The 25,237-nt window shown below is 65.2% G+C and carries 23 protein-coding genes, 1 tRNA gene and 1 pseudogene; 14 read left to right on the forward strand and 11 right to left on the reverse strand.

What is annotated here, in order from left to right; all coding sequences use genetic code 11:
- The first annotated feature begins 42 nt into the window (after positions 1 to 42).
- From ACVW1B_RS32825 to ACVW1B_RS32860, 8 genes and pseudogenes are all read left to right on the forward strand, one after another.
- The gene (locus ACVW1B_RS32825; protein WP_375166721.1) at positions 43 to 741 is read left to right on the forward strand and encodes a DUF2270 domain-containing protein; all 699 of its coding nucleotides are present in this window, start codon (positions 43 to 45) and stop codon (positions 739 to 741) included.
- Between the two features lie 71 nt (positions 742 to 812).
- Positions 813 to 1,697: a TauD/TfdA dioxygenase family protein gene (locus ACVW1B_RS32830; RefSeq protein ID WP_253606169.1), complete on the forward strand. Its 885-nt coding sequence runs from the start codon at positions 813 to 815 to the stop codon at positions 1,695 to 1,697.
- Between the two features lie 444 nt (positions 1,698 to 2,141).
- Complete coding sequence (locus ACVW1B_RS32835) at positions 2,142 to 3,737, forward strand: ABC transporter substrate-binding protein (RefSeq protein ID WP_253606167.1); 1,596 nt, start codon at positions 2,142 to 2,144, stop codon at positions 3,735 to 3,737.
- A 90-nt stretch (positions 3,738 to 3,827) separates the two neighbouring features.
- Positions 3,828 to 4,775 carry an ABC transporter permease gene (locus ACVW1B_RS32840; RefSeq protein ID WP_028335293.1) on the forward strand — a complete coding sequence of 316 codons (948 nt, stop codon included), beginning with the start codon at positions 3,828 to 3,830 and terminating at the stop codon, positions 4,773 to 4,775.
- 4 nt (positions 4,776 to 4,779) lie between these two features.
- Positions 4,780 to 5,673, forward strand: a complete 894-nt coding sequence (locus tag ACVW1B_RS32845; protein ID WP_016848340.1) for an ABC transporter permease — start codon at positions 4,780 to 4,782, stop codon at positions 5,671 to 5,673.
- Entirely contained in the window at positions 5,673 to 6,686 is a 1,014-nt protein-coding gene (locus ACVW1B_RS32850) for an ABC transporter ATP-binding protein (protein ID WP_253606166.1), read from the forward strand. The genes ACVW1B_RS32845 and ACVW1B_RS32850 overlap by 1 nt, the downstream gene beginning before the upstream one ends.
- Positions 6,683 to 7,678, forward strand: coding sequence for an ABC transporter ATP-binding protein (locus ACVW1B_RS32855; protein WP_253606164.1), 996 nt, complete (start codon positions 6,683 to 6,685; stop codon positions 7,676 to 7,678). Before ACVW1B_RS32850 ends, ACVW1B_RS32855 begins: the two co-directional genes overlap by 4 nt.
- 152 nt (positions 7,679 to 7,830) lie before the next feature.
- A pseudogene (locus ACVW1B_RS32860) lies at positions 7,831 to 8,817 on the forward strand (IS30 family transposase); the annotation flags it as partial.
- Positions 8,818 to 9,050: 233 nt separating this feature from the next.
- On the opposite strand, the gene ACVW1B_RS32865 reads toward ACVW1B_RS32860, so the two are convergent.
- Entirely contained in the window at positions 9,051 to 9,824 is a 774-nt protein-coding gene (locus ACVW1B_RS32865; protein WP_309145005.1) for a tetratricopeptide repeat protein, read from the reverse strand.
- Positions 9,825 to 10,114: 290 nt separating this feature from the next.
- On the opposite strand from ACVW1B_RS32865, the gene ACVW1B_RS32870 reads away from it, so the two are divergent.
- Complete coding sequence (locus ACVW1B_RS32870) at positions 10,115 to 11,365, forward strand: glycosyltransferase family 87 protein (RefSeq protein WP_253606161.1); 1,251 nt, start codon at positions 10,115 to 10,117, stop codon at positions 11,363 to 11,365.
- A 33-nt stretch (positions 11,366 to 11,398) separates the two neighbouring features.
- Here ACVW1B_RS32870 and ACVW1B_RS32875 read toward each other — a convergent pair whose 3' ends face one another.
- The 6 genes from ACVW1B_RS32875 to ACVW1B_RS32900 form a co-directional block, all read right to left on the reverse strand.
- Positions 11,399 to 13,000, reverse strand: coding sequence for a hypothetical protein (locus ACVW1B_RS32875; protein ID WP_456822734.1), 1,602 nt, complete (start codon positions 12,998 to 13,000; stop codon positions 11,399 to 11,401).
- Positions 13,000 to 13,746 carry an SDR family oxidoreductase gene (locus tag ACVW1B_RS32880; RefSeq protein WP_253606156.1) on the reverse strand — a complete coding sequence of 249 codons (747 nt, stop codon included), beginning with the start codon at positions 13,744 to 13,746 and terminating at the stop codon, positions 13,000 to 13,002. Before ACVW1B_RS32880 ends, ACVW1B_RS32875 begins: the two co-directional genes overlap by 1 nt.
- Positions 13,746 to 15,101 (reverse strand): FAD-binding oxidoreductase, encoded by a 1,356-nt coding sequence (locus tag ACVW1B_RS32885; RefSeq protein ID WP_253606154.1) that lies wholly within the window; start codon positions 15,099 to 15,101, stop codon positions 13,746 to 13,748. The genes ACVW1B_RS32880 and ACVW1B_RS32885 overlap by 1 nt, the downstream gene beginning before the upstream one ends.
- A 32-nt stretch (positions 15,102 to 15,133) precedes the next feature.
- Positions 15,134 to 16,594, reverse strand: a complete 1,461-nt coding sequence (locus tag ACVW1B_RS32890; RefSeq protein WP_309145197.1) for a UbiA family prenyltransferase — start codon at positions 16,592 to 16,594, stop codon at positions 15,134 to 15,136.
- Between the two features lie 127 nt (positions 16,595 to 16,721).
- A tRNA-Arg gene (locus ACVW1B_RS32895) sits at positions 16,722 to 16,798 on the reverse strand.
- A 118-nt stretch (positions 16,799 to 16,916) separates the two neighbouring features.
- Positions 16,917 to 18,419 carry a flavin-containing monooxygenase gene (locus tag ACVW1B_RS32900; protein ID WP_253606150.1) on the reverse strand — a complete coding sequence of 501 codons (1,503 nt, stop codon included), beginning with the start codon at positions 18,417 to 18,419 and terminating at the stop codon, positions 16,917 to 16,919.
- Between the two features lie 84 nt (positions 18,420 to 18,503).
- Between ACVW1B_RS32900 and ACVW1B_RS32905 the strand changes: the two genes are divergently transcribed.
- The 3 genes from ACVW1B_RS32905 to ACVW1B_RS32915 all read left to right on the forward strand — a co-directional run bounded on the left by ACVW1B_RS32905 (position 18,504) and on the right by ACVW1B_RS32915 (position 21,315).
- On the forward strand, positions 18,504 to 19,154 hold the full coding sequence (locus tag ACVW1B_RS32905) for a TetR/AcrR family transcriptional regulator (protein ID WP_092083175.1): 651 nt from the start codon (positions 18,504 to 18,506) through the stop codon (positions 19,152 to 19,154).
- Between the two features lie 200 nt (positions 19,155 to 19,354).
- Complete coding sequence (locus tag ACVW1B_RS32910) at positions 19,355 to 20,452, forward strand: helix-turn-helix transcriptional regulator (RefSeq protein ID WP_057020156.1); 1,098 nt, start codon at positions 19,355 to 19,357, stop codon at positions 20,450 to 20,452.
- Between the two features lie 197 nt (positions 20,453 to 20,649).
- Positions 20,650 to 21,315: a hypothetical protein gene (locus ACVW1B_RS32915; RefSeq protein WP_057020157.1), complete on the forward strand. Its 666-nt coding sequence runs from the start codon at positions 20,650 to 20,652 to the stop codon at positions 21,313 to 21,315.
- Positions 21,316 to 21,423: 108 nt separating this feature from the next.
- On the opposite strand, the gene ACVW1B_RS32920 is transcribed toward ACVW1B_RS32915, so the two are convergent.
- From ACVW1B_RS32920 to ACVW1B_RS32930, 3 genes are read right to left on the reverse strand one after another with little or no spacing between them, the layout of a single operon-like run.
- On the reverse strand, positions 21,424 to 21,846 hold the full coding sequence (locus tag ACVW1B_RS32920; protein ID WP_253606148.1) for a CAP domain-containing protein: 423 nt from the start codon (positions 21,844 to 21,846) through the stop codon (positions 21,424 to 21,426).
- Positions 21,843 to 22,130 (reverse strand): hypothetical protein, encoded by a 288-nt coding sequence (locus ACVW1B_RS32925; RefSeq protein ID WP_456813614.1) that lies wholly within the window; start codon positions 22,128 to 22,130, stop codon positions 21,843 to 21,845. Before ACVW1B_RS32925 ends, ACVW1B_RS32920 begins: the two co-directional genes overlap by 4 nt.
- Entirely contained in the window at positions 22,117 to 23,139 is a 1,023-nt protein-coding gene (locus ACVW1B_RS32930) for a 2-dehydropantoate 2-reductase (RefSeq protein WP_456822735.1), read from the reverse strand. Before ACVW1B_RS32930 ends, ACVW1B_RS32925 begins: the two co-directional genes overlap by 14 nt.
- 151 nt (positions 23,140 to 23,290) lie before the next feature.
- Here ACVW1B_RS32930 and ACVW1B_RS32935 point away from each other — a divergent pair, with 151 nt between their 5' ends.
- Together ACVW1B_RS32935 and ACVW1B_RS32940 are read left to right on the forward strand one after the other, a co-directional pair.
- Entirely contained in the window at positions 23,291 to 23,896 is a 606-nt protein-coding gene (locus tag ACVW1B_RS32935) for a YidB family protein (protein ID WP_168858718.1), read from the forward strand.
- A gap of 36 nt (positions 23,897 to 23,932) precedes the next feature.
- Positions 23,933 to 24,211, forward strand: a complete 279-nt coding sequence (locus ACVW1B_RS32940; protein WP_024582682.1) for a GlsB/YeaQ/YmgE family stress response membrane protein — start codon at positions 23,933 to 23,935, stop codon at positions 24,209 to 24,211.
- Between the two features lie 195 nt (positions 24,212 to 24,406).
- On the opposite strand, the gene ACVW1B_RS32945 is transcribed toward ACVW1B_RS32940, so the two are convergent.
- Entirely contained in the window at positions 24,407 to 25,189 is a 783-nt protein-coding gene (locus ACVW1B_RS32945; RefSeq protein WP_253638043.1) for an SDR family NAD(P)-dependent oxidoreductase, read from the reverse strand.
- Positions 25,190 to 25,237 lie beyond the last annotated feature (48 nt).

Consider the following 25,237-nt stretch of genomic DNA (forward strand, 5'->3'; position numbering starts at 1 on the left):
GCTATGCTCCGGGATCGTAAGCCAGCTTCGCCGGAGGCCGCCATGCCATCGCCCCAGCCGCGCGAGCCGGAGCCGGTGCAGGCCGGAAGGCTCGAATTCACTGCCGCCGAGATCGGTGCACTCGCCCATCTCTATCGTGGCGAGGTCTATCGCAGCACGGTCTGGCGCACCCGTCTCGACAGCTCGACCAACTGGGCGGTGGTCACGACCGGGATCGCGCTGTCGGCGACCTATAGCAGCGCAGAGGCTTCGCCCTTGCCGATGGTCCTGGTCGGACTGCTGGTAACCGTGTTCCTGCTATTCGAGGCGCGGCGCTATCGCTATTTCAACGTCTGGCGCGCCCGGGCGCGGTTGCTCGAAACCGATTTCTACGCGCCGATGATCCGCGGCGAGGGCCCCACACCGAACGCAGCCTGGACCGAACTGCTCGCCAACGACTACCGCCGCCCCAGCTATCACATCAGCTATGTCAGAGCGATCGGCCGGCGCCTGCGACGGACCTATGGCTGGATCTTCGCGATCCAGGCCATCGCTTATTACGGCAAGCTGGCGATCCACCCGCTGCCGCTGACCACGATGGGCGCGATCTGGGACCGCGCTTCGATCGGTCCGATTCCAGGAACCATCGTGATTCTGGCCGGTATCGCCTTCCACTCCAGCTGGGCGCTGTTCGCCTTCATTACACATCGCATCGAGGTCGCCGACCGGCGCACGCGGCACAATCTGATCGCAATGGGCTGAGGGGCCGCGTTGCCGATGGCGGGCTTTTCCCCTAACCTCGCCGCAACAACAAAGAAAAGGGAGGACTTGCGATGGAAGTGATCCCACTGAAACCTGGCTTCGGTGCCGAGCTGCGCGGCGTCACGCTGTCGGACGTTGCCGCCAGCGATACCGCCTATGCGGCGGTGCGCGCGGCGTTCGAGGAACATTCGGTGCTGGTGTTCCGCGGTCAGGAGGTCAGTGACGACATCCAGCTCGCCTTCTCGCGCCGGTTCGGTCCGCCCGAAGTGACCAAGGTCGGTTCGATGGGCACCGGTTCGCATTTCGTGATCCTCTCGACCTTCGGGCCCGACGGCAAGGTGGTTCCATCCGATCACCGGCAGCAGCTGCGCGCCAGGGCCAACCAGCTCTGGCACACCGACTCTTCCTTCAAGCAGGTGCCGGCGCTGACCTCGATCCTGTCGGCGCGCATCATTCCTGAACATGGCGGCGAGACCGAATTCGTCTCGATGCGGCTTGCCTTCGAGCGGCTCGACAAGGACGCGGCAAGTCGGCTGGAGAACGCGTTCGCCTGGCACTCCTACGCGCATTCGCGCAGCAAGGTGGCCACCGGCCTCGCAACGACTGAAGAAGTCGACGCGCTGCCGCCGGTATGCTGGCGGATGGTCTGGCGCAATCCCGTCAACGGCCGCGGCGCGCTGTATCTTGCCTCCCATGCCTATGGCGTCGAGGGCATGGATGCCGAGGCCGGCAGGGCGCTGATCGAGCAATTGACCGAAGCCGCGACCGTGCCCGGCGTCAGCTATCTGCATCAATGGAAGCAGGGCGACGTCGTGATGTGGGACAACCGGGCCACCATGCATCGCGGCCGCCCCTGGCCGGCGCATGAGGGCCGCCTGATGATTCGCACCACGATCTCGGCGACCGAGGCCGATGGCGTCGCCAACATGCACCTGCCCTCGCCGCAGGGCGGCTGAGTGAGCGTGATGTTCCTAGTGAACCGTCATCCCCGCGCAAAGGCTTCGCCTTTGTCGCTGGAGGCGCGCGCTCTTGCGTTCGTCTCGAAGGATCGACGACCCGGCTGGTGGCCGTTCATCCTTCGAGGGCTCGCTCCGCGAGCGCCTCAGGATGACGGGGCTACATCGCGATTTGATCGGCGACATACTGTCGCTGATTGCGGCGCGCTTCACGTCGCACGCGTCAGCGTCGGCAACCGAATTCAAACGGAGTTTCGCCGCTGCATAGCAAAACAACCCGGGTTCCCCGCAATCACAGCCATTATTCCCGATCCGTGGAAATTTTAATGTTGTGGGGTCATCCGAATTGCCAATCCCCGCGCGATCCTCGCCGGTTGCCCGACAGCCTCACCGTGGTATCGTCGATGCCAATCGGCCATTGAGACCGAAATGTGGGAGGGGACCATGCGGAGCGTGCAAGCGCTGGCCGTCGCGGTGTTGTCTGTGCTGATCATCAGCGACGTTTCACGCGCAGCCGAGCCGAAACCGGGCGGCATCTTCAGGATCTATCACCGCGACAGCCCCGGCAGCGCCTCGATCCACGAGGGCGCGACCTATTCGCTGAACGTTCCGTTCATGCCGATCTTCAACAATCTCGTCATCTTCGATCAGCACATCGCCCAGAACAGCACCAGCACGATCCGGCCCGAGCTTGCGGAAAGCTGGGCCTGGAGCGGCGACAACAAGACGCTGACCTTCAAGCTGCGCAAGGACGTGAAATGGCACGACGGCAAGCCGTTCACCGCCGCCGACGTCAAATGCACCTTCGACATGCTGATGGGCAAGTCGCAGCAGAAGTTCCGGCAGAACCCGCGCAAGTCCTGGTACGAGCAAGTCGAAGAGGTCACGACCAACGGCGACCATGAGGCGTCGTTCAAGCTGAAGCGGCCGCAGCCGGCGCTGCTGTCGCTGCTCGCCTCGGGCTACTCGCCGGTCTATCCCTGCCATGTGTCGCCGGCCGAGATGCGCACCAAGCCGGTCGGCACCGGCCCGTTCAAGTTCGTCGAGTTCAAGGCCAACGAATCGATCAAGCTCACCAAGAACCCGGATTACTTCAAGAAGGGCCTGCCTTATCTTGACGGTATCGAGTTCACCATCATCCCGAACCGCTCGACCGCGATCCTCGGCTTCGTCTCCGGCAAGTTCGACATGACGTTCCCGACCGAGGTCTCGATCCCGCTGCTCAAGGACGTCAAGTCGCAGGCGCCCAATGCGGTCTGCGTGGTGGAACCGAACAACGTCTCCACCAACATCATCATCAATTCGACCGCGCCGCCGTTCGACAATCTCGACATCCGCCGCGCGCTGGCGCTGGCGCTCGACCGCAAGGCGTTCATCCAGATCATGTTCGAAGGCCAGGGCGACATCGGCGGTACCATGGAGCCGGCGCCGGACGGGCTTTGGGCGATGCCGAAGGAGATGCTGGAGCAGATCCCCGGCTACGGTCCCGACATCGAGAAGAACCGCGAGGAAGCCCGCAAGCTGATGCAGAAGGCGGGCTATGGCCCGGACAAGCACCTGCAGATCAAGGTCTCGACCCGCAACATCGCGGTCTATCGCGATCCCGCGATCATCCTGATCGACCAGATCAAGAGCATCTACATCGACGCCGAGCTCGACGTCGTCGACACCGCGCAATGGTTCCCGAAGATCGCCCGCAAGGACTATTCGCTCGGCCTCAACCTCACCGGCAATGCCGTCGACGAGCCCGACCAGTCGTTCTACGAGAACTATGCCTGCGGCTCGGAGCGGAACTACACCAACTATTGCAACAAGGAGATCGAGAAGCTGTTCGACCAGCAGTCGGAAGAGACCAACGTCGACAAGCGCAAGAAGCTGGTCTGGGAGATCGACAGGAAGCTGCAGGAAGACGTCGCGCGTCCGATCATCTTCCATGCCCGCACCGGCACCTGCTGGCAGCCTTACGTGAAGAATGTCACGATCATGTCCAACAGCTCCTATAACGGCTATCGTTACGAAGACGTCTGGCTGGACAAGTAGGCATAGCGTTTTCGGGCGAAGTGGATACCGGTTCGCGTCAAGAAACGCGTCGGAAGACAAGACACAGGCGGGATCAAGGAGAGAGCCAGGGTGTTTGCCTATATCGTGCGGCGGCTGTTCCTGATGCTGGTGACCCTGTTCGGGATCTCGGTCATCATCTTCGTGCTGCTGCGCGTCGTTCCCGGCAACATCGTCGACATCCTGTTCGACGCCGCGGGCTTCGTCGATCCCGCCGACAAGGCCAATCTCGAGCGCGAGCTTGGCCTCAGCCAGCCGATCGTGATCCAGTATCTGCACTGGATCGGCGGCCTGCTGCACGGCGATCTCGGCTATTCCTACGTCTCGGAAAAGCCGGCGCTGGAGGAAATCCTGCCGCGGATTCCGATCACGGCGCGGCTTGCCGGGTTGGCGCTATTGTTCTCCGCCTCGATCGGTATTCCGCTCGGTGTCATCAGCGCCGTCCACCAGGGCTCACGGCTCGATTATGCGCTGCGCGTCGTCAGCCTCAGCGGCCTGTCGCTGCCGTCATTCTGGCTCGGCCTCTTGATCCTGATGGCCTCGGTCTCGCTGTTCGGCACCATGCCGATCTTCAATCCGAACCCGAAGACCTGGCTCGAGGCGCTGACCATCTATGCCGTGCCGGCGATGGCGGTGGGCTTCCGCAGCGCGGCACTCACCATGCGCATCACCCGCTCCTCGATGCTGGAGATCCTGCGCCAGGACTATATCCGCACCGCGCGCGCCAAGGGCGCCTCCGAGGCCTCCGTGAACTATCACCACGCGCTGAAGAACGCGGTGCTGCCGGTCATCACCGTGATCGGCATCGAGGCTGCATTCCTGATCGGCGGCCTGATCGTCACCGAGACCGTGTTCAACATCCCTGGCATCGCCCGCTTCCTGGTCGAGGCGCTGCGCTGGCGCGACTACCCGATCGTGCAGAACCTCGTGATGTTCATCGCCGTCGTCGTGGTGGTGGTGAACTTCATCGTCGACATGCTCTACGCGGCGATCGATCCACGTATCCGGTTTGGAGACTGAGCGCGTGGCAACGATCAATTTCGACAGCGAATTGCGACGTGCCGGGGCCAACGCCACCGGTGGCTGGGGACGGTTTGCGTTCCTCGCGCAGCGCCATGTGCTCGGCACGGTCGGCCTCGTCATCATGCTGCTGTTCGTGCTGACCGCGATCTTCGCGAACGTCATCAGCCGCTACGATCCGCTCAGCGTCGATTCCGCGCACCGGCTGGCGGCGCCGTCTGCGCTGCACTGGTTCGGCACCGACTCCTTCGGCCGCGACGTCTGGAGCCGCATCATCCATGGTGCGCGGATCTCGCTTGCGGTCGGCATCGGCTCGACGACGCTCGGCGCCACGCTCGGCGTGATCGTGGGCCTCGCCTCCGGCTATCTCTCCGGCTGGGTCGACCTCGTGTTCCAGCGGGTGACCGACATCCTGCAGTCGCTGCCGCTCTTGGTGCTGGCACTCGTCATGACCGCGGCGCTCGGTCCCTCGCTGCCGAACGTGATCCTGGCGATCGCAATTCCCCTGATCCCGACGGTCGCGCGCGTGATCCGCGCCAACACGCTGGCGCTGCGCGAGCAGCCGTTCGTCGAGGCCGCCAAATCGATCGGCATGAGCGAGATGCGGATCGCGCTGCGCCACGTGCTGCCCAACACCATCGCGCCGCTGATCGTGCTCGCGACCGCGCAGCTCGGCTCGACCATCCTGACCGAAGCGTCGCTGTCGTTCCTTGGCCTCGGCATCCCCGAGCCTTATCCGTCCTGGGGTCGCATGCTGTCCGAATCCGCCGCCGAATATGTCCGCACCGCGCCATGGCTGGTGATCTTCCCCGGCATTGCGATCAGCCTTGCGGTGTTCGGCACCAATCTGTTCGGCGACGCGTTGCGCGACATTCTCGATCCGAGGCAGCGCGGCTGATGAGCGAGGCCAAGACGCTCGATACGGTTCTCGAGGTGAAGAACCTGCAGACGGTGTTCTTCACCAACTCCGGCCTGTTCCGCGCGGTCGACGACGTCTCGTTCTCGGTCCGCCGCGGCGAAACGCTGGCGATCGTCGGCGAATCCGGCTGCGGCAAGAGCGTCAGCGCGCTCTCGATCATGCGGCTGGTGCCCGATCCGCCCGGCCGCATCGTCGGCGGCTCGGTGACGCTCGAGGGCACCGATCTGCTGAAGCTCGACGATGCCGCGATGCGCGACATCAGGGGCAACCGCATCTCGATGATCTTCCAGGAGCCGATGACCTCGCTCAATCCGGTGATGCGGATTGGCGACCAGATCATCGAGGCGGTGCGGCTGCACCAGAAGGTCAGCAGCAAGGAGGCCTGGAAGCAGGCGGTCGACATGCTGCGGCTGGTGCGCATTCCGGAGCCGGAGCGCCGCGCGCAGGAATATCCGCATCAGCTGTCCGGCGGCATGCGCCAGCGCGCCATGATCGCGATGGCGCTGGCGTGCCGGCCGGCGCTCCTGATAGCGGACGAGCCGACCACGGCGCTCGACGTTACCATCCAGGCGCAGATCCTGGCGCTGATCGTCGATCTGCAAAAGCGGCTCGGCACCGGGCTGATCCTGATCACCCACGACCTCGGCGTCGTCGCGCAAACCGCGCAGCGCGTGATCGTGATGTATGCCGGCAAGAAGGTCGAGGAGGCGACGGTTGAATCCTTGTTCGAGACGCCGCTGCATCCCTACACCCGCGGACTGATGGCCTCGATGCCGGCGGTGATCGCGCTCGGCGCGAAGACCGATGCGCGGCTGACCGAAATCCCCGGCATGGTGCCGTCGCTGACCAAGCTGCCGCCCGGCTGCGCCTTCGCGCCGCGCTGCAAGCTGGCGGTCGACCGCTGCCGTCAGGAATATCCGCCGCTCGACGAGATCAAGAGCAATCACTGGGCCGCGTGCTGGCGCGCCGGCGAGATGGCGGAGGCGTCATGACCGAACAGCGCCCGCTCCTCGAGGTGACCGACCTCGTCAAGCACTACGCGGTGCGCGGCGGTGTGCTGCGCCGGCAGGTCGGCACCGTGCATGCGGTCGACGGCGTCAGCTTCGCGCTCGGCGCTGGCGAGACGCTCGGGCTGGTCGGCGAATCCGGCTGCGGCAAGTCGACGGTGGCGCGCACCGTGCTGCGGCTGGTCGAGCCGACCAGCGGCGCCATCAAGCTGGATGGCGAGGACATCGCGCCGCTCAGCAAGACCGCGCTGCGGCCGTACCGGCGCTCGATGCAGATCGTGTTCCAGGATCCGTTCGCCTCGCTCAACCCGCGCATGACGGCCGGCGACATCGTCGGCGAGCCGCTCACCGTGCACGGGCTCGCGACCGGGGCGAAGAAGCAGGAACGCGTCGCGGAACTGTTCCAGCAGGTCGGCCTGCGGCCCGACCAGATGAAGAATTTCCCGCACCAGTTCTCCGGCGGCCAGCGCCAGCGCATCTGCATCGCGCGTGCGCTGTCGCTCGGGCCGCGGCTGATCGTCTGCGACGAGCCGGTCTCCGCGCTCGACGTCTCGATCCAGGCGCAGGTGATCAATCTGTTGATCGACCTGCAGCGCAAGCAGAACTTCTCATATCTGTTCATCGCGCACGATCTGGCGGTCGTCGCCCATATCAGCCACCGCGTCGCGGTGATGTATCTCGGCCGCATTGTCGAGATCGCCGACAAGCACGAGCTGTTCGCCAATCCGCGCCACCCCTACACCCAGGCGCTGCTCGCCTCGGTGCCGATCGCCGACCCGAAGGCGAAACGCACCGCGCCCCTGATCGACGGCGATGTCCCGAGCCCGATCAATCCACCTTCAGGCTGCGCCTTCCACACCCGCTGCCGTTACGCGATGGATCGCTGCAAGAGCGAACGCCCGGCGCTGCAGGCGGCCGGCCCGGCGCATCAGGTCGCCTGCTGGCTGAATGACGGCACGGGGCAAGCGGCCTCATAAATGTCGTCCCGGCGAAGGCCGGGACCCATTACCCCGAATGCCCGTTGATTTGCCAAACTGGGGCCACAGCTTGCTCCAACAACATACAGCGGTGGTTATGGGTCCCCTGAGTTCACAAACGAAGTGCAACACTTCCTTGAGGAGGTGTTGCCATGGGGCGGACTTACAAGCAGCTCTCTCTGGACGACCGATGCGAGATTGCCTGCCTATCGGCCAATGGCAGCTCGGTCCGGCAAATCGCGGCAGCTCTGGATCGCTCGCCATCAACGATCTCGCGGGAACTGAGGCGCAATCGGGGGAGCCAGGTCGGCTACAAGCCGAGCTATGCCCAGCACCAGATGCGAGCGCGGCGCTGGACGGGCGGACGCCTCGAACGGGAGCCCGGCCTGCGCCGCGCGGTGTTGCAACGCCTTCGCCGCGGCTGGTCGCCCGAGCAGGTCGCTGGCCGGCTGGCCCGCGAGTGCGGGCGCAAGGTGATCTCCCACGAGACCATCTACCGCTTCATCTATGGCCAACTCAGGCGCACCACGGACTTCAACTGGCGGCGCTATCTGCCGCGCGCCAAGAGCAAGCGCGGCTGCCGCGGCAAGCGGGGCGGCAGCCCCGCAAGCTTCATCGAAGGCCGTGTATCCTTGGCAAATCGGCCGCTCGAAGCGGCCGACCGCAGCGTGCCCGGACACTGGGAGGCCGACCTGATGATGTTCTCGAAATACGGTCAGGCCGTGCTGACCGTGCACGAGCGCACCTCGCGGCTGCTGCTCGGCATCCGCCTTGCCAGCAAGGTCGCGCGCGGTGTCGCCCGCCATCTCGTGGGCTTCTTCGCGCCCCTTCCACAAGAGCTGCGCCAGAGCGTTACCTTCGACAACGGCACCGAGTTCGCCGGTCACCTGGCGCTGCACCGCCTCTCGATCGCGACCTTCTTCTGCGATCCCCATGCCCCCTGGCAGAAGGGTGGCATCGAGAACGCCATCGGCAGGATGCGCCGCTTTATTCCCCGCAAGACGGATCTCGTAACCCTCTCGACCGCCAGGTTCCGCCAGTTCATCGCCGCCTACAACAACACCCCGCGCAAATGCCTTGACTACCGCACGCCCGCCGAGTCCTTTGCTCAAGTGTTGCACTTCGAATGTGAATCCACCTCCCAGCCTTCGCCGGGACGACACCGAATATGTGGCGCGATCCTGAGCCGGTTCGGTGTCTTCACCCGCATGCGGGTGATCCAGTACTCCAGAGACGCCAGCGCTTGAGCCGAGAGGCCGCGGCTTGTCTCGGCTGTCGTCCCTGCGAAAGCAGGGATCCATACGCCGCAGCGGGTGTTGTGAGCCCGACTCGTCGTTCCAACGCCGCGGAACAAGCAGTATTTGAAAACGCTCTAGCTCAGAAATTCCGCAAAGGCGCTGCGGCGGAAGAAGAAGCGGCCGTGCGATGACATGATGAGCGCGGCGGTCGTGCGGCCGATCATTTGCGGCCGGCCGCGCAACGCGAGACGCAGATTGGCCTCGCCGGCCGCGCGGTCGCCCATTTCCAGAAGACTGGCGGAGAAGCTGAGACGCGTCAGCGGGTCGTCGGGGCGCTGCGCCACCACCTGGCGGTAGAGATCCGCCGCGGCAGCATATTCGCCATCGAGCAGCAGTACACGCGCAAGCGCGGCCAGAACATCGGGATGTCCCGGCGCCGCATTGCGCAACTTCTCCAGAATCTCGCGCGCCCGGCCACGCTCATTGCGTTGGGGCAGCAACTGCGCCAGCAGCAGCTGAAACTCGAGGCTCCCCGGCGCGAGAGCAAGCGCGCTCTCAATGACGGCAACCGCCTCGTCGATGCGACCGGCCGAGTGCAATTGCCCTGCCAACGCCTGGAATGCGGGCAGGTAGGGCGGCCGCCGCGCGGTGGTTCGCCGCAGCACGTCGATCGCCTCGCTGCCGCGACCGGCGCCGCCGAGCGCTGCGCCGAGCAGAGTCTCGAGGCCGGGATCGTCGACGCGGCGCACGGCGCGCTCGAGCGGCGCGATCGCCTCCTCGTTGCGGTTCTGGATCATCAGCGCCCGCGCCAGGATCGAGGCCGCGCCGACATCGGTCCGGTTTGCCTTCAAGACCTCCGCCGCCAGCCGCTCGGCTTCGACGACCTGTCCCATCTGCAATGCGACCACGGCGCGTTGCAGAACCGGGGATGGGCTGGGCCCGCGATTGGAAAAAGGCGGCGGTTTCGGCATGCGGTCCGTCGTGAGATGGTTCTGGTCAGCCGTTATCACTGCCGCCGACGGAGCGTCCAGCGAAAGTCGCATCCGGACACCGAGATACCGTCCGGTTCCAGCCCCGCCGACCGATTTCATACATCCCTGCGGGCGTCAGGCGACAGGGGATCCACCCTCCCCCTGCAATTTTTCGACTGCTTAACCTATTCAATCTAGCTTGGGTTGCCATAACAGGGCCCGGCCTGATGCTCGCAACAACGCTCGAAACAATTCAGTCGACGGACTCGAAGCGCGCCAACTACACACGCGGAATCCTCGTGATGCTGGTCGCCGCCCTCCTGTTCAAGGTTGTGTGGTTCTCCCAGCTGGGGCTGGGGCACGGCCGCGAACTGGTCGACTTCGCCGCCTTCTACATTACCGCAAAGCTGGTGTGGCTCGGCGACCTCGACCAGGCCTATCAATTCGCGAAGCTCGCCATCATCGAGAAGCAGGCGTCAGGCGGGCACGACGGCTTCATGCCATGGACCTATCCGCCGCAATTCAACCTGCTGCTGGCTCCGTTCGCGCTGGTCCCGTTCGGAATGGCCTATCTGTTGTTCATGGCCTCGACGCTGGCCCTTTACCTCGCCGTGCTGCGGCGCATTGCCGGAAACCGGTTCGTGCTCGTGCTGATCGTTTTCTTTCCGACGATCGGGGTCACGCTGGCATGCGGTCAGAACAGCTTCCTTACCGCCGCACTGATCGGACTGGTGTGCCTGTACTTCGAAGAGCGGCCGATGCTCGCAGGCGTGGCCCTTGGTCTCATGATCATCAAGCCGCATTTCGCCGTTGCCTTCGCACTCTACGCCATCCTGCGGCGCTCGTGGATCGTCGTGATGACGGCCGGCGCCGTCGTGCTGATCAGCTCGGCGATCTGCACGGTGCTGTTCGGCATGCAGATCTGGACCGTGATGCTGCAGAGCGTGCATGATTCGTCGGTATTCCTGCGGGAAGCCTATTATCCGCTGTATCGAATGGTCTCGGCCTATGCCGCGTTGCGAACCACGGGGTTCTCCGCATCCGGAGCGTTTATCGGCCAGGGCATCGTCGCCGTCCTTGCGCTCGGCGTGGTGCTGGTCGCGATCTACCGCAAGATGCCGGTGCGCGAGAGTCTCGGCCTGACCGCGATCGTATCGGTCTGCATCAGCCCCTATGCGTATGATTATGACTTCCTGATCTTCAGCATCGGAATGGCGCTGCTGTTGCCGGCGCTTCAGGCCAAGGCCCGCGAGTGGGAACGTGCGATCATCTATGCCGCGCCGATACCGATCGGAGCCTTCGGCTACATGCACACGGTCCATAACAACACGCCCCGCACGGACGTCCATTGGGTCGACGTGCTTTCGATCGGAGGCTTCGGGATCGCCGCGCTGATCACCCTGATCGTCGCAATCCTGCTGCTGCGTGAGTCAAGCGGCGCTTCCGTACCGGCGCAGGCGCCGCTCGCGAGGATTTGAGCACCTCGGCGCGCCCCCACGATCACGCAACGCTCACGGCGCCACCATTTCGAGACGATCGCGCGCCGGCAGGGTCGACGCGAAGGCCTTCAGGGCGCCGGCAACGAGCTGCGGCTCCGCGGCGGGCGTGACGTAGAAGCTTACGTCACCCCGCGCGCCGGTCACCGGAATCGTGTGCAGGATCGCGACCTTCCTCCAGCTCGCCGGCACGCCCTGCGCAAACCAGCTGTCGTAGATCATGGCGACGCCGACATGATGCTCGTCGGCGAGCGCGGCGATCTCGGCCGGGCCGTAACGGCCGGCGCGCTTCGCCTTGCGCACGCGCTCCGAACCGAGCCCCCACAGATCCAGGACAAAGCTCGGATTTCCCCAGGCAACGAGCCCAAGATCGTTCACGGCAACCGGCCGCCGGTAGAGCTGCTGGGCGAAGCGCCCCAACTGATAATGCTGCTCGTAGACGCCGCGCGAGGCAAACGGCGTCTCCAGGGCGGCGCTGACATAGCCCACGCTGGCAAAACCGGCCAGCCCGACGCTGGCGAGCGTCGCGGCGGTCCATTGCGGGACGCTCAAGACCGCTCGCGCGCGTGCAACCGCGTAGAACAGCGCCAGCACCGCAAGCGCAACGATGTAAACCTCATACCGGTAGAACCAGCCATATTGGCCAAAGCCGAGATGCGCAGCGATCGCGGCGAGCACCGTCGCACAGACGATCAGGGCGCCGCGGTCGGAGCGGAGCAGCGCCATGACGGCGGCGAGCGCAAGACCGAGCAGCATCAGCCTGAAGCCGGCGGGATCAGCGAAGCTGTCGCCGAGATTGCGGAGGATGGAGGCGATGACGCCGGTCCCTTCATAGCCGGATTCGGCGATGCGCGATTTGAGCAATACCGAACTCGGCAAAAGCGGGAGACCGAGCGAGGCCATTCGCGCGAAATACGCGGCGAACGCGCAGAGCGTGACGGCAGCGGCCGCGGCGGCAAAACGGCGCTGGCCGAGCAGGGCAAACCCCATCATCGCCGCGATGGCGAACGCGATTCCCTCGAAGCGAATCAGCGGCAGCAGCACCAGCGCCGCGAAGTGTATGACGGTCGGCGACCGTCCGCGCGCGGCTTCGGTCAGGCCGCCGAAAGTCGCGACCGTGGCCCAAACGTGAAGACTGTGCTCCATGCCGGTCATCGGCAGGGCGATCGCGCTTGACGAAAAAATGGCGAGCAACGCGACGAAAAACAGCAGCGGCTTCTCCCGGCCGGGGTCGAGCAGTTCAGCCGATTCAAGGATGCGCAGGAAAGCCACGACGGTCGCTGCCGCGGCCGCGGCATTGATCAGGAGCGGACCGAATGCGCCAAGACGCAGTGTCTCCGTCACCGCCAGCAGATAGGGCCAGATGATCGACGAGCTTGGCGACGAGACCTCGGACGCATTGACGCCGTAGCCGCCGGACCGGATGTGATCGGCGACGGCGAGGTGGATGTAGGGATCGTCGAGGGTGAAGATCAGCCGGCTGTCGCAGAGCGTGACGCTGAAGATCAGCGTCACCGCGAACAGCACGAGCCACAGCGATGCCGTCACGAGCGGGACGCTCGGCCGGATCGCGCTGGATCGCGGGAACGACGCGTGGTTGGCGGCGACGCCGGGCATCAGATACGCATCCGTTTGAAGATCGTCTCCGGCAGCGCGCAGATGATCGCCATCACCAGCCGGAAGCGGCGGGCCACATAGATCACGTCACGCGGCCTGCTCACATCGGCCCGGAAGATATCCTCCGCGACCCGATCCGGCTGCACCGTCAAGGGAGCCGGCAGCTTCATATGCGCCGTCATCCTGGTCCGCACGAATCCCGGCTTGACGGTGACGACACGAACCTTGCCCGCAAGCGCCAGGCGGTTGCGCAAGCCGGACAGGAATTGCGAGAAGCCGGCCTTGGCCGCGCCGTAGTAATAGTTCGAGGCCCGCCCGCGATCGCCGGCGACCGAGCTCACACCGACGATGGTGCCCGAACCGCGCGTCGCGAAGGCTTGCGCGAACAGTTCGAGCAGCAGCGCGGGCGCCTCGAAATTGGTGCGCATGATCTTCGTCGCTAGCTCGGGATCGGTCTCGGCACGCTGCTGATCGCCGAGCTCCCCGACAACGCATACGACGGTGTCGGGAGGTGGCGAAAGACCGGCGACGAAGCGGGCAAGCTGCCCGGTCTGCAGCACGTCGAGCGCGACAACCGAGGTGTCGGTACCGCTTCGCGTCTTGATGTCGTCCGCATTGCGCTGTGCCACCCCGATATCGCGGGCGGCGAGCATCACGCGCCATCCCTCCCTCGCATAGCGCAGCGCGGTCGCGTGCCCGATGTCCGAGCTGCCGCCAATCACCAGAATCGATTTTGTGCCGGTCATCAAATTCCAAGCCGTGCTGAAAGATGGGACACGAGGCGACTGTTCGCCCCGGTCTGCTGGCGGATGTTCCGCAAGGCCGCAAGGCCGGGATATCCGGATTCGAATGTCGCGCGGGACTGCCGCGCGTCCTTGGCGAGATAGAGCCGGCCGCCGGCATCGACCACCAGCGCGTCGAGCTGGTCAAGAAACCCGAACAGCGTGTCAGTCACGGGGAAGTCCATCGTCAGCGTGTAGCCGCGAAGTGGAAACGACATCGGCCCGCTGCCTTCGCCGAGCTGCTTGAGCACCGCGAGAAACGACGCATCGCCGCGCCGCGACACACGATCGAGAATTTCGGCGAAAACGCGGCGCGCGCGGTCGAGTGGGATCACGCATTGATATTGCACGAAGCCGCGCCGGCCGTAGATCCTGTTCCAGTCGGCGATCGCATCGAGCGGAAAGAAATACGGGTCCCAATGGACCAGCCGCGGCTTGCCCGGATGCGCGGCGCCGCGGCGGAAGTACAGCTCGTTGAACACCCGCATCGATGCGCGATTGAGTAGCCATCCCGGAAATTGCTCCGGGACCGCGAGCCGCGACGCGCGAAGCCTGGGAAACGTCTCGAGGCCGGGCCCCAGCATATCCTTGTCGCGCCGCGTGGCGTGCTCGGCCAGATAGACCAGCGACCGGCCAAGCGCCGCGCCGCGCGCGAGGCAGTCGATCCAGGCCACCGAATAGGTGGTCGATGCGCTGCTTTCCAGCTGATCGATCGCCTCGTCGAGATTGCCGGCGACGCGGGTGTCCTGACGCAGCCAGGCGGTCTCGATCGGCAGCAGTTGCAGCGTCGCGTCGAGGATCATGCCCGTCAGCCCCATGCCTCCCAGTGTCGCCGCGAACAGCGCGGCGTTTTCCGATCGCGAGCAGGTGACGATCTCGCCGCCAGGCAGCGCGAGGCGGAACGAATCGACGATGTTGCCGAAGCCGCCATCGCGATGATGGTTCTTGCCGTGAACGTCGGCCGCGATCGCGCCGCCGACCGTCACGAATTTCGTGCCGGGCACGACCTTAAGGAAGAAGCCGCGCGGCTCGAAAACGGCAAGGATGTCGGCGATGGTCACGCCGGATTCGACCGTCAATCGCGCGGTTGCGGCATCAAAGCTCCGCATCCGGTTCAGGCCGCGCGACGAAATCGTGGATTGCGTTCCGATCGCGGCATCGCCGTAGGCCCGCCCGGCCCCGCGCGCGACGACGCCGGACCGCGCAAGCAGGTGGTCCCGCGCGCCTGCGGGCGTCTGCGGCGCCAGCAGTTCGGACGACGCCCTGGGATAGTTGCCCCAGCCGGACAGGCCAATGCCGCCCGGACTGGAGGTCGACATCACAGCTCCTGGTAACGCAGCCGCCGGCATCGCTAGATGGCGGCGAGCATGATGGCGCCGATCGCGCCGAGCGCGACCCAGCTGACGCGATCCCTCAGCGCAAAGATGACCGGATCGTCGTCGATCAATCCGCGCTGCGCGAACAACATCACGCGGCCGATCCAGTACATCAATATCGGACAACCGACCCAGAGCAGTTGCGGATGGCTGTAAAGCGCGCGCACCGTATCGGACGAGATGTAGAGCGTGAAGATCACGACGGCGTTGAAGCCTGACGCGGCGGCGAGGATCGCGATCATCGATTTGTCCTCGACCTGGTAGCCGCGCGCCGCCAGCACGGCGCCGTCCGGCTGGCCGGCGAGCTCGATATAGCGCTTCACCAGCGCCAGCGACATGAAGATGAACAGCGAGAACGCAAGCAACCATTCCGACATCGGCACGCTGATCGCGACGGCGCCGCCGATCACGCGGACGGTGTAAAGCGTGGCGAGCACGACGACGTCGACGGTCGCGATGCGCTTGAGCCAGAACGAGTAGGAGGTGGTCAGCGCGAAATAGCCGAGCAGGACGCTGCCGAACTCGATCGATATCGACATTGCGATTGCAAATGCGGCGACCAGCGCCAGGGCCATCGCGCCGACGGCCCGCGATGCCGGGATGGCGCCGCTTGCGATCGGGCGGTTGCGCTTGGTCGGATGCGCGCGGTCGGCCTCGACGTCGAGAAGATCGTTCAGGATGTAGGCGCCCGACGCGCAGAGCGAGAATGCGATCACGGCAAGCAGCGACGTCGCCGCCGATCCCAATGCGAATTTGTGTGCGGTCAGCAGCGGCACCAGCACGAGGGCGTTCTTGGCGTATTGATGCACCCTGAACAGCTTCAGCCAGCTGCGCATACTGACGCGCATACTGACCCGCGCGGGCGCGGACGGCTCGGATCGAGCGGAGCGCGCGAGGCGCGATGCGGAATCGGGCAACGCGACCGCCGCGCTGCCGATATAGTCAAAGCCCTGCCGAAGCACGGGCGGCAGCTCTTCGCGCTGCGCCGGCGGCAATTGACGTTCCGGCGCGGCGGCCCAGGCGGTGAAGACGCCAAGATGCTGGGCAACCGCGCTGACGAACGGCTCGGGATAGGTTTCCGAGCAAAGGTAGACCGGGCGGCCTTCGCCCAGCACCTGCAGCAGGAACCTCATCGCGTCGTGGTCGAATTGCGCCCGAGACGGATCGAACCCCGATGGATCTGCACCATGCGCTGATCGCGGTTGCGACCCGAAGGAAGCGGTAATCGCCGCGGCGAAAGCGCGGAGGCGGCGGATCAGATCGGATGCGATATCGGCCGGGACGGAGCTTCCCCGCACCATGACCTCGTCGACATCGACGACGAGCGGCCGGCCTTTTGAACGCAGCGGATCGCGAAGGGCATCACCGCCCCCCTGCTCAACCCGTTCTGGAACGCTAGCTCGCATACGCGCGGTCTTCCGGTGCCCCCTCCCCATTGTCCCGGGCTTTCCCTAATTTGGGGTGAACTTGATCTCGGGTGAACTTGGGGGGAGCGAACGCCGGGCAGATCGCGCCGGAATGCGTGTTGAAAAGCCTCGCCGGCAGCGCGCGGTGAGCGAAAAATGGCGATCCCGGGAAGACTCGAACTTCCGACCTACGGTTTAGGAAACCGTCGCTCTATCCGGCTGAGCTACGGGACCGCACCGCCCGCAGCGAAGCATGCGGGCGTCGCCATCCCATAGCAGAGCTGCCGGGTGATCGCCAGCCCGCGCCACATCGGGCGCGGGCGAAGTTGCGCGGCGGTCGGCGCGTCGCGCGTTACGCCACCTGCCGGGCCGGATTCGAGGCGGCATCCGCGCTGGCCCGACGCGCCGGGAGAAACTCGATGGCTTCATCCTTCAGCGAGCCGAAGCGCAGCGTCACGATATCGAGTGCATAATTCTGGTAGAGCCGCCACGGCCGGCGCGAGCCCTGCTTGGGGAACCTGGCGGCGGCGCGCTGGATATAGCCCGATGAGAAATCCACCCAGGGCAATTCGGCGACATCAGGATCGTTCCGCCGCGGCGTGACCTGCGCGTAGCCATGCGCCTTCATGTGGTTGAGCATGCGGCAGACATATTCGCAGGTCAGGTCACATTTCAGCGTCCAGGACGCGTTGGTGTAGCCGAAGGCGGCGGCGAGGTTCGGCACGCCGCTATACATCAGCCCCTTGTAGTTCATGGTCTTCGACAGATCGACTCGCGCGCCGTCGACATTGATCTCGAGTCCGCCGAGCACCTGCAGATCGAGGCCGGTCGCGGTCACCACGATGTCGGCGTCGAGCACATTGCCGCTCTTGAGCTTGATGCCGCCGGGCGTGAAGGTCTCGATCTGATCGGTGACGACGGACGATCCACCGTTGCGCAGCGATTGGAAGAGATCGCCGTTCGGCACCAGGCAAAGCCGCTGGTCCCACGGATTGTAGCGCGGCGTGAAATGGGTTGCGACATCGTAGTCGGGGCCGAGCGCGTGGCGCACGCCGCCGAGGATCAGCTTCTTCACGCGCTCCGGATCGCGCTTGCAGAGCCGGTAGAAATACATGCCGAACAGCACGTTCTTCCAGCGGGTGAGGCCGTAGGCGAGTTTCGCGGGCAGCCGCGCGCGCAGCCAGTTGGCGACCTTGTCCTCGTCCGGACGCGCCACGACATAGGTCGGCGAACGCTGCAGCATCGTGACATGGGCGGCGGTCTTGGCCATCTCCGGCACCAGCGTCACCGCGGTCGCGCCGCTGCCGATCACCACCACCTTCTTGGCGGCATAGTCGATGTCGTCGGTCCATTTCTGCGGATGGACGACGCGGCCGGCGAAATCGGCGATGCCGGGGAAGTCGGGCGTGTAGCCGTGTTCATATTTGTAGTAGCCGCTGCACATGAACAGGAAGCTGCAGGTGAAGCGCTCGATCGTCTTCTCCGGCCCGCGCTCGACCTCGACCGTCCATTGCGAGTCGGCGGACGACCAGTCGGCGCGCACGACGCGATGGTTGAAGCGGATGTTCTTGTCGATGCCGTAGACGCGCGCGGTCTCGCGCACATAGTTCAGGATCGACGGGCCATCGGCGATCGCCTTCGGCTCGGTCCACGGCCGGAACGAATAGCCGAGCGTGTACATGTCGGAGTCGGAGCGGATGCCGGGATAGCGGAACAGGTCCCAGGTGCCGCCGATGCAGTCGCGGCCTTCAAGAATGGCGTAGCTGCGGTCAGGGCAGTTGGCCTGCAAATGGTAGCCGGCGCCGATGCCCGACAGTCCCGCGCCCACGATCAACACGTCGAAATGAACGGACACGCCCTGACCCTCCCGTGTCAGTATTGACAATACATATTGTCAGATAACTTGACATCTGACAATGCCTCGTGTCAATACACTTTCATGGCAAGCAGCCGGAAAGCCCGCCTCTATGGCGGTATGGACGCCGAGGAACGCCGCGCCGAGCGGCGGCTCAAGCTGATCGACGCGGCGATCGAGGTCTATGGCGAGGTCGGCTATCGCGGCGCCACCGTGAAGGCGATCTGCGAGGCGGCCGAGCTGACCGAGCGCTATTTCTACGAGTCCTTTGCGAACAGCGAGGCTCTGCTGATCGCCGCTTACGGCCATGTCGTCGGCCACCTGCACGAGGAAATGACCGCGGCCGCTGCAGCCGCAGGCGACGATGCCGAGATGAGGCTGCGCGCGGCGCTGACGCTCTATTTCACGCGGCTGAAGCAGCACCCGAAGCCCGCCCGGGTCTTTCTGCTGGAAATTTCAGGCATCAGTCCGGCGGTCGATGCCGTCAAGCTCGACGCCTTGCGCGTCTTCAGCGACATCCTGGTGCCGCCGGCGCTCGACCCGAAGCGCAGCGGCAAGGGCGCGGCCGCCTCGCTGCTCTCGGTCGGCATGGTGGGCGCCGTCATCTCGATCGCGCTGCGCTGGGTGTCGAAGCAATATCCGCAGGCCGTGGAAGAGGTCGTCGCGATCGCCGCCAGCTTCTGCCGCGTGGCGCTGACCGAGGCCGGCCACCGTGAGGATGGTCACTTATCGTAGCGGCCGGATCGCACCGGCCAGCGGGACCCGCCGATTTTCGATCATGTTTCGCCAGCGCTTGCGGACCCGACCCCTAGCCTGTCGCTGATTTAACTTGCATATCGGGCCCCTGGGTTTTCTTATGCCCGGTACCGGGCGCAACGAGGTGCAGCCTGTTTCGCCTGACAGAACAACGCTGTTTGCATCGGCGGAGCTGAATTTTGGTCGATCTGCACAGGCTTGACGATGTGACCGCGCGCCTCGGCGATGTGGTTCTCGATCCCTCGACCTGGCCGTCCTTCATGGACGAGGTCTGCGCCGCCGTCGGCGCGACCGGCGCTGCGATGCTTCAGAGCGATATCCGCACTGAAGACATTCCGCGCACGGACTCGATCACCGAGTATTTCACCAAGACCTACTTCCCGCACAATCTTCACCTCACCGACATCCGCGCGGCCCGCGGCGTGCCGCTGATGCATGCTGGCGTCGATGTCATCACCGATGCGGATCTGTTCGAATCCGAAACCGAGATGCTGCGCGATCCGCTCTACGCCACGCTCGGCGAGTTCGGACTGAAATGGTTCGCGGCGATCGGCTTCCACTCCGGCCCGGCGTTGTGGGCACTGACGATCCAGCGTTCGCCCAGGGAAGGCTTGTTCGACGCCGACGAGATCAAGGCGCTGCAAAGGGTGTCGGCGCCGCTCACGGAAGCCGCGACGCTCTCCGCCGTCGTCGGCCGCTCCGCACTCTCGGGCATCACCGGCGCGCTCGATCTGATCCAGGTCGCTGCGATTGCCGTCGGCCGCTTCGGTACCATCATCGGCATGAACAGCCAGGCGGAACGCTGCCTCGGCTACGACCTTGCGATCCGCAACAATCGCCTCACCCTGCTCGACCGACAGGCCAATGCCGATCTGACCAGGCTGATCGATCAGTTGGCCCACAGCTCGGACCTGCACCCATTGCCGTCGTCGCCGATCGTGGTGCGCAGGATCGACAAGCGGCCGATCGTGATCCAGATCCAACCGGTGCCTCCGGCGGCGCGCTCGCCGTTCCTCGGGGCGCGCGCGATCCTGTTGATCCGCGATCTCGAAGGCAGCGCCGCGTTCGATCAGGCGCTGCTGGCGGCGACGTTCGAGCTGACGCCGGCGCAGGCACGCCTCGCCGCGCGGCTTGCGCGCGGCGATTCGGTCGAAGCGGCCGCGCAGGCAGCCGGCGTTGCCCTTGCCACCGCGCGCAATCAGCTCAAGACGATCTTCCAGAAGACCGGCACCCACCGGCAGGCGGAACTGGTTGCGTTGCTGCACAGGGTGAAGTGAACGATTAAAGGCGAATTGTTCTGATCTCCGGCCCGGCCCGTTCCGATGAGATTCTTCAATTATTCCAATCGCGAAGGCTGTGTTCCATCAGCCGCGGCAACATTCCACAGGTCAGGAAAATCGTCGGGTTCCCGGGTGACAAGTGTCACTAAAATGGCGACAATCTGCTCACTCTGTGTCGTTCGGGTTTGGTCTCAATGTCCGTGATGCCGTCACGATCATCGACGTTGGCTGTTGCCGCTTTCGCCGTCGCTTGCGTGCTGGCGCCGATGAGCGCGCACGCGCAATGGTGGCGCGGTGGACCGAAGGACTTCGAGGACTGCGCCGACCTCGCCGAGAAGGCGAAGACCAGGGAAGACAAAACCGCGCAACTCGCCGATTGCAACGCCAAGTTCGCCGGCCGTCGCAAGCCTGGCGGTGGCTACACCTATTACGACTTCATGCAGGACCGCAGCTTCGACATCGCGGGTCCCAATCCGACGCCGGACGAGCAGAAGAAGATCGACCAGGAATATACCGGCTATCTCGAGCAACAGCGCCGCTCGCGTATCGTCGCGGCGTTCAATGCGAAACAGCTCGAGCGGCAGGAGACACAGCCGGTGCGTCCGCCGCAGGTCCAGCAGGCGTCGTTGCACAATGAGCCGGTGCGCAGTGAGACTGCGAAGGTCCCCGTCCCTGCTGCAAGGCCGGTCAAGCCGCGGGGCGCTGCCGTCCCCATTCCCGAGCCGCGGCCGCGAGCAAGCAACTGCGTGAAGGGTACGTTCTCCTGCGAATGGCCGCGGCTTTCCGAGGGATTGGACGGCCTGAAGAAGCTGTTCACGCCGACACCGCCGCCACCGACCAAGGTTGCGAAGCGAAACTGACGGTTCGCTTAGTCATTCTGGGGCTCGCGCAAGCGAGAACCCGGAATCTCTCTGCCGTCGAGATTCCGGGTTCGTCGCTTCGCTCCGCCCCGGAATGACACCGCAGGCTCAATCGGTAATCACCATCGCCCAGAACCTGCGGTACGGCGACTTCGGATTGTCGACGAAGGCGACGCCGACGCGCTTGGCGCCCGGCATCAGCAGGTTCTCGCGATGGCCCGGCGAATTCTCCCACTGCTTCAGCATCTCGGCGAACGCGATGAAGCCGGCGCCGATATTCTCGGCGGCGCGCTGCTTCTTGAGCGGCGCGATGCGCGTGAAGAAGCTGCCGCCCGCGGAGTGGCTGACGGATCCGGTCGCCGACATCGCCTGCGCCTGCTTCAGCGCCATCGCGTTCAGCTTCGCGTCGAGCTTCACCGCGGGCATGCGGTTGGCACGCCGGTAGGCGCTGATCGAGCCGGCATAGTCGGCGGCGCCTGCGGCCGTGGCGAAGCCAAACACGAAGGTAAGCGCGAGGAACAGCAGCTTCATCTGAGGTCGTCTCTGTGATGGATCAGTGCGCGCGGGTGCGCTTGTGGTGCCGGGGTGCGACCGAATTTGTGCGCAGGCGTGGCCGCTCGGCTGGCTGCTGCGGCCGCCGCGCGTTGCTCCTGCAAGCGCGCATCATAGCCAGGCGACGGTGTCACGGTCGGCGGCGCCGCGCGGACCGGGCCGGCCGCGAGCGCAACAAGCGTGAACAGCATGATGCTGGACCGTTTCATGATGTCATCTCCTCTGTTGTTCGATCGACGTGGCGGACGATCATCGGCGTTCATGGTCGCCGCCATCGCGGATCTGTTCGGGCGTTAGCCCCGGCGAGCCCTTGCCGTCCGCCTCCGCCTTCCGGATCAGCGCGATGACGCGGCGCGACAATGGCGCCTCGAGCCCGCGGCGATCCGCGATCGCGGTAATCACGCCCTGCAAATAGTCGACCTCAGTGCGGCGGCCGCGCTGCAGATCCTCCCACATCGAGGAGCGCGCCTCGGGATCGATCTTCATGGTGCGGCCGAGCAGCATGTCGAACAGCGCATCGGGCAGCCGCAGCAAAGGCGGCATCCAGTTCGACGGCAGCGGCGTCGGCGACACCGGCGCAATGCCTTCGGCGCGCACCGCGGCCAGGCCCTCGGCCATCTGATCGGCAAGCAGTCGTCGCCAGCCGCGCTGCGCGAGCTGTTGCCGCAGCGGAATATTGGACAGCGCATTGAGCGCATTGTTGAGATTGACGATCAGCTTGCCCCACTGCACGCCGTCGATATCGCCGGTGGGCTTGATCGCAAGGCCCGGCACCGACAGCCGCGCCGCGGTGCCCGCGTCATCCTGCGCGATGACGATGTCGCCGGAGGTCGAGCGATGGACGCGGCCGTCGCCGAGCGCGACCACGTTGAACGGCACCATGCCGCCGAGCACCCTGCGGCCCGGCAGACGGTCGCGCAGCAGCGGCACATTGCCGACGCCATTCTGCAGGCTGATCACCGCGGCATCGCCAGGCGCGTGGCGCGCGATCGCATCGGCCATCGCAGCGGTATCGGCGCTCTTCACCGTCACCAGCACGGTCTGAACGTCGGACAAGATCGACGGATCGTCGGACACAATGAGCCGGTCCGCGGATACCGTCCGCTCGGAGCCGTCAAAGCTGCTGACCCGCAAGCCGTTGCCTGCGATCTCCTGGATCAGCCGCGGCCGCGCCAGCAGCACGACACGGCACCCCGCAGCCGCGAGCGTGCCGCCGACGAAGCAGCCGATGCTTCCCGCGCCCGCAATGCCAATCGGCCGGTCCTGGTTCATCTGGCCAAACGTCCATTCATCATTGGCTCGATAGCAGACCTTGGGTTGCCTGCCTATTTCGACGCACCGCGGTCCGGGTGGCCCGCCTTGTAACCGTCATGGGCGGAAGCTATGTTTCCCGCTCGGGGCACGGTTGCGGCAGGAGACGATCATGGGTTTACTCGACGTACTCAACGGCATGCAGAACGGCCCGCGCGGTCCGAGCGCGCCAAGCACCTCATCCGACAGTTCGAGCGGCGGCGGAATGTCGCCGATGACGATGGCTATCCTCGCGCTGCTCGCCTGGAAGGCGGTCAAGCATTTCTCCGGCGGCCAGGCGGACGCGAGCGCCCCTGAGCCGAAGCCGGCGCAGGCGCCGCCGCTTCCTCCCGGCAACGTCACCGCAGGCCTGCCCGGCGGCGCAGGCGGTGGCGGGCTCAGCGATCTGCTCAAGGGCGGCCTTGGCGGCCTGCTCGCCGGCGGCGCAGCCGGCACCGTGCTCAGCGGCGGCCTCGGCGATCTGCTCAACCAGCTGCAGCAGAAGGGCCATGGCGACGCGGCCAATTCCTGGGTCAGCAACGGTCCCAACAAGCAGATCGCGCCCGGCGATCTCGCCAACGCGCTCGGCGCCGACCAGATCAACTCGCTGGCATCGCAGAGCGGCCTCTCGCGCGACGAACTGCTGCAGGGCCTCAGCCAATATCTGCCCGACGCGATCAATCACCTGACGCCGGACGGCCGGCTGCCAAGCGGCGACGAGTTGCACCGCAGGCTCTGACGGTAGCGTTGATTCCATCTGAGGAGGACGACAGTCATGGGCGGCATCATCTGGGTCATCATCGTCGGCTTTGTCGCGGGGATCATCGCGCGATTCCTGTCGCCGGGACCGAACAATCCAAGCGGCTTTATTCTCACCACCGTGCTCGGCATCGCCGGCGCGTTTCTTGCGACTTTCATCGGCCAGGCGATCGGCCATTACGGTCCCGAACAAGGTGCCGGCTTCATCACCGCCACGATCGGCGCTCTGGTGGTGCTGTTCATCTGGAATCGGCTGGTCGCGGCGCGCGTGATCCCGGATATCGGAAACAGGTGACGCCGTAGGCGTCATCCTCAACGGTTATTCCGGGGCTCGCGAAGCGAGAACCCGGAATCTCGAGATTCCGGGTTCGATGCTGACGCATCGCCCCGGAATGACCGAACAAGCACAAAGCCTGTCTCAATATGCAAATGCCCGAGCCATGCCCGGGCATTTTCATTTCTGCCGCAGTTCGGAAGACGGATAGCGACCTCACTGAATCAGATGCATGCCGGCATCCATGCGGACGAATTCGCCGGTCATGTTGCTCGACGCCGGGCTCGCCAGGAAGCAGACCAGATTGGCGATGTCCTCGGCCGTCGAGGCGACCTTCAGCGGCACGCGCGCCACCACGGCATCGCGCACCTGCTTGGCGCCGGCCTCGCCGCGGCCCTTGGTGAACCAGGGCGTATCGATATAACCCGGACACACCGTGTTGACGCGGATCAACGGTGCCAACGCGCGCGCCAGCGACTGCGTCATGGTGTTGAGCGCGCCCTTGCTCGCGGCATAGGCGACCGACGAACCACCGCCGGAAATGCCGGCGACCGAGGAGACGTTGACCACAGCCGACGGACGGCTAGATGCCTTCGCGCCGGCTTCGAGCAGCGCGCGGGCGGCACGAACCATCTGGAACGGGCCGATGGTGTTGACGGCGTAGATGCGCTGGAAATCTTCCGCGGTCAGGCCGTCGAGATCGTGATGCGGCACGTGCTTGGTGGTGCCCGCATTGTTGACGAGCACGTCGAGGCGGCCCCAGCCCTGCGCGGCGGCTGCGATCTTCTTGCAGTCCTCATCGCGCGAGACGTCGCCCTGCACCACCAGCACCTCGGCGCCCTGCTTGCGGCAGACTTCCGCGGTCGCCTCGGCTTCCGCCTTGCTGTTGGAATAATTGATGACGAGGCGCGCGCCCTGCGTGGCGAGGATTTGCGCGGTGGCGGCGCCGAGTCCCGATGCCGATCCCGTCACGATCGCGCACAAACCATCCTTGGACATCTGCATTTTCCTTGTTGTTGTGAGCCAGATGAACTCCGGCGGCGGCAC

Source organism: Bradyrhizobium sp. USDA 4502 (assembly GCF_054063355.1).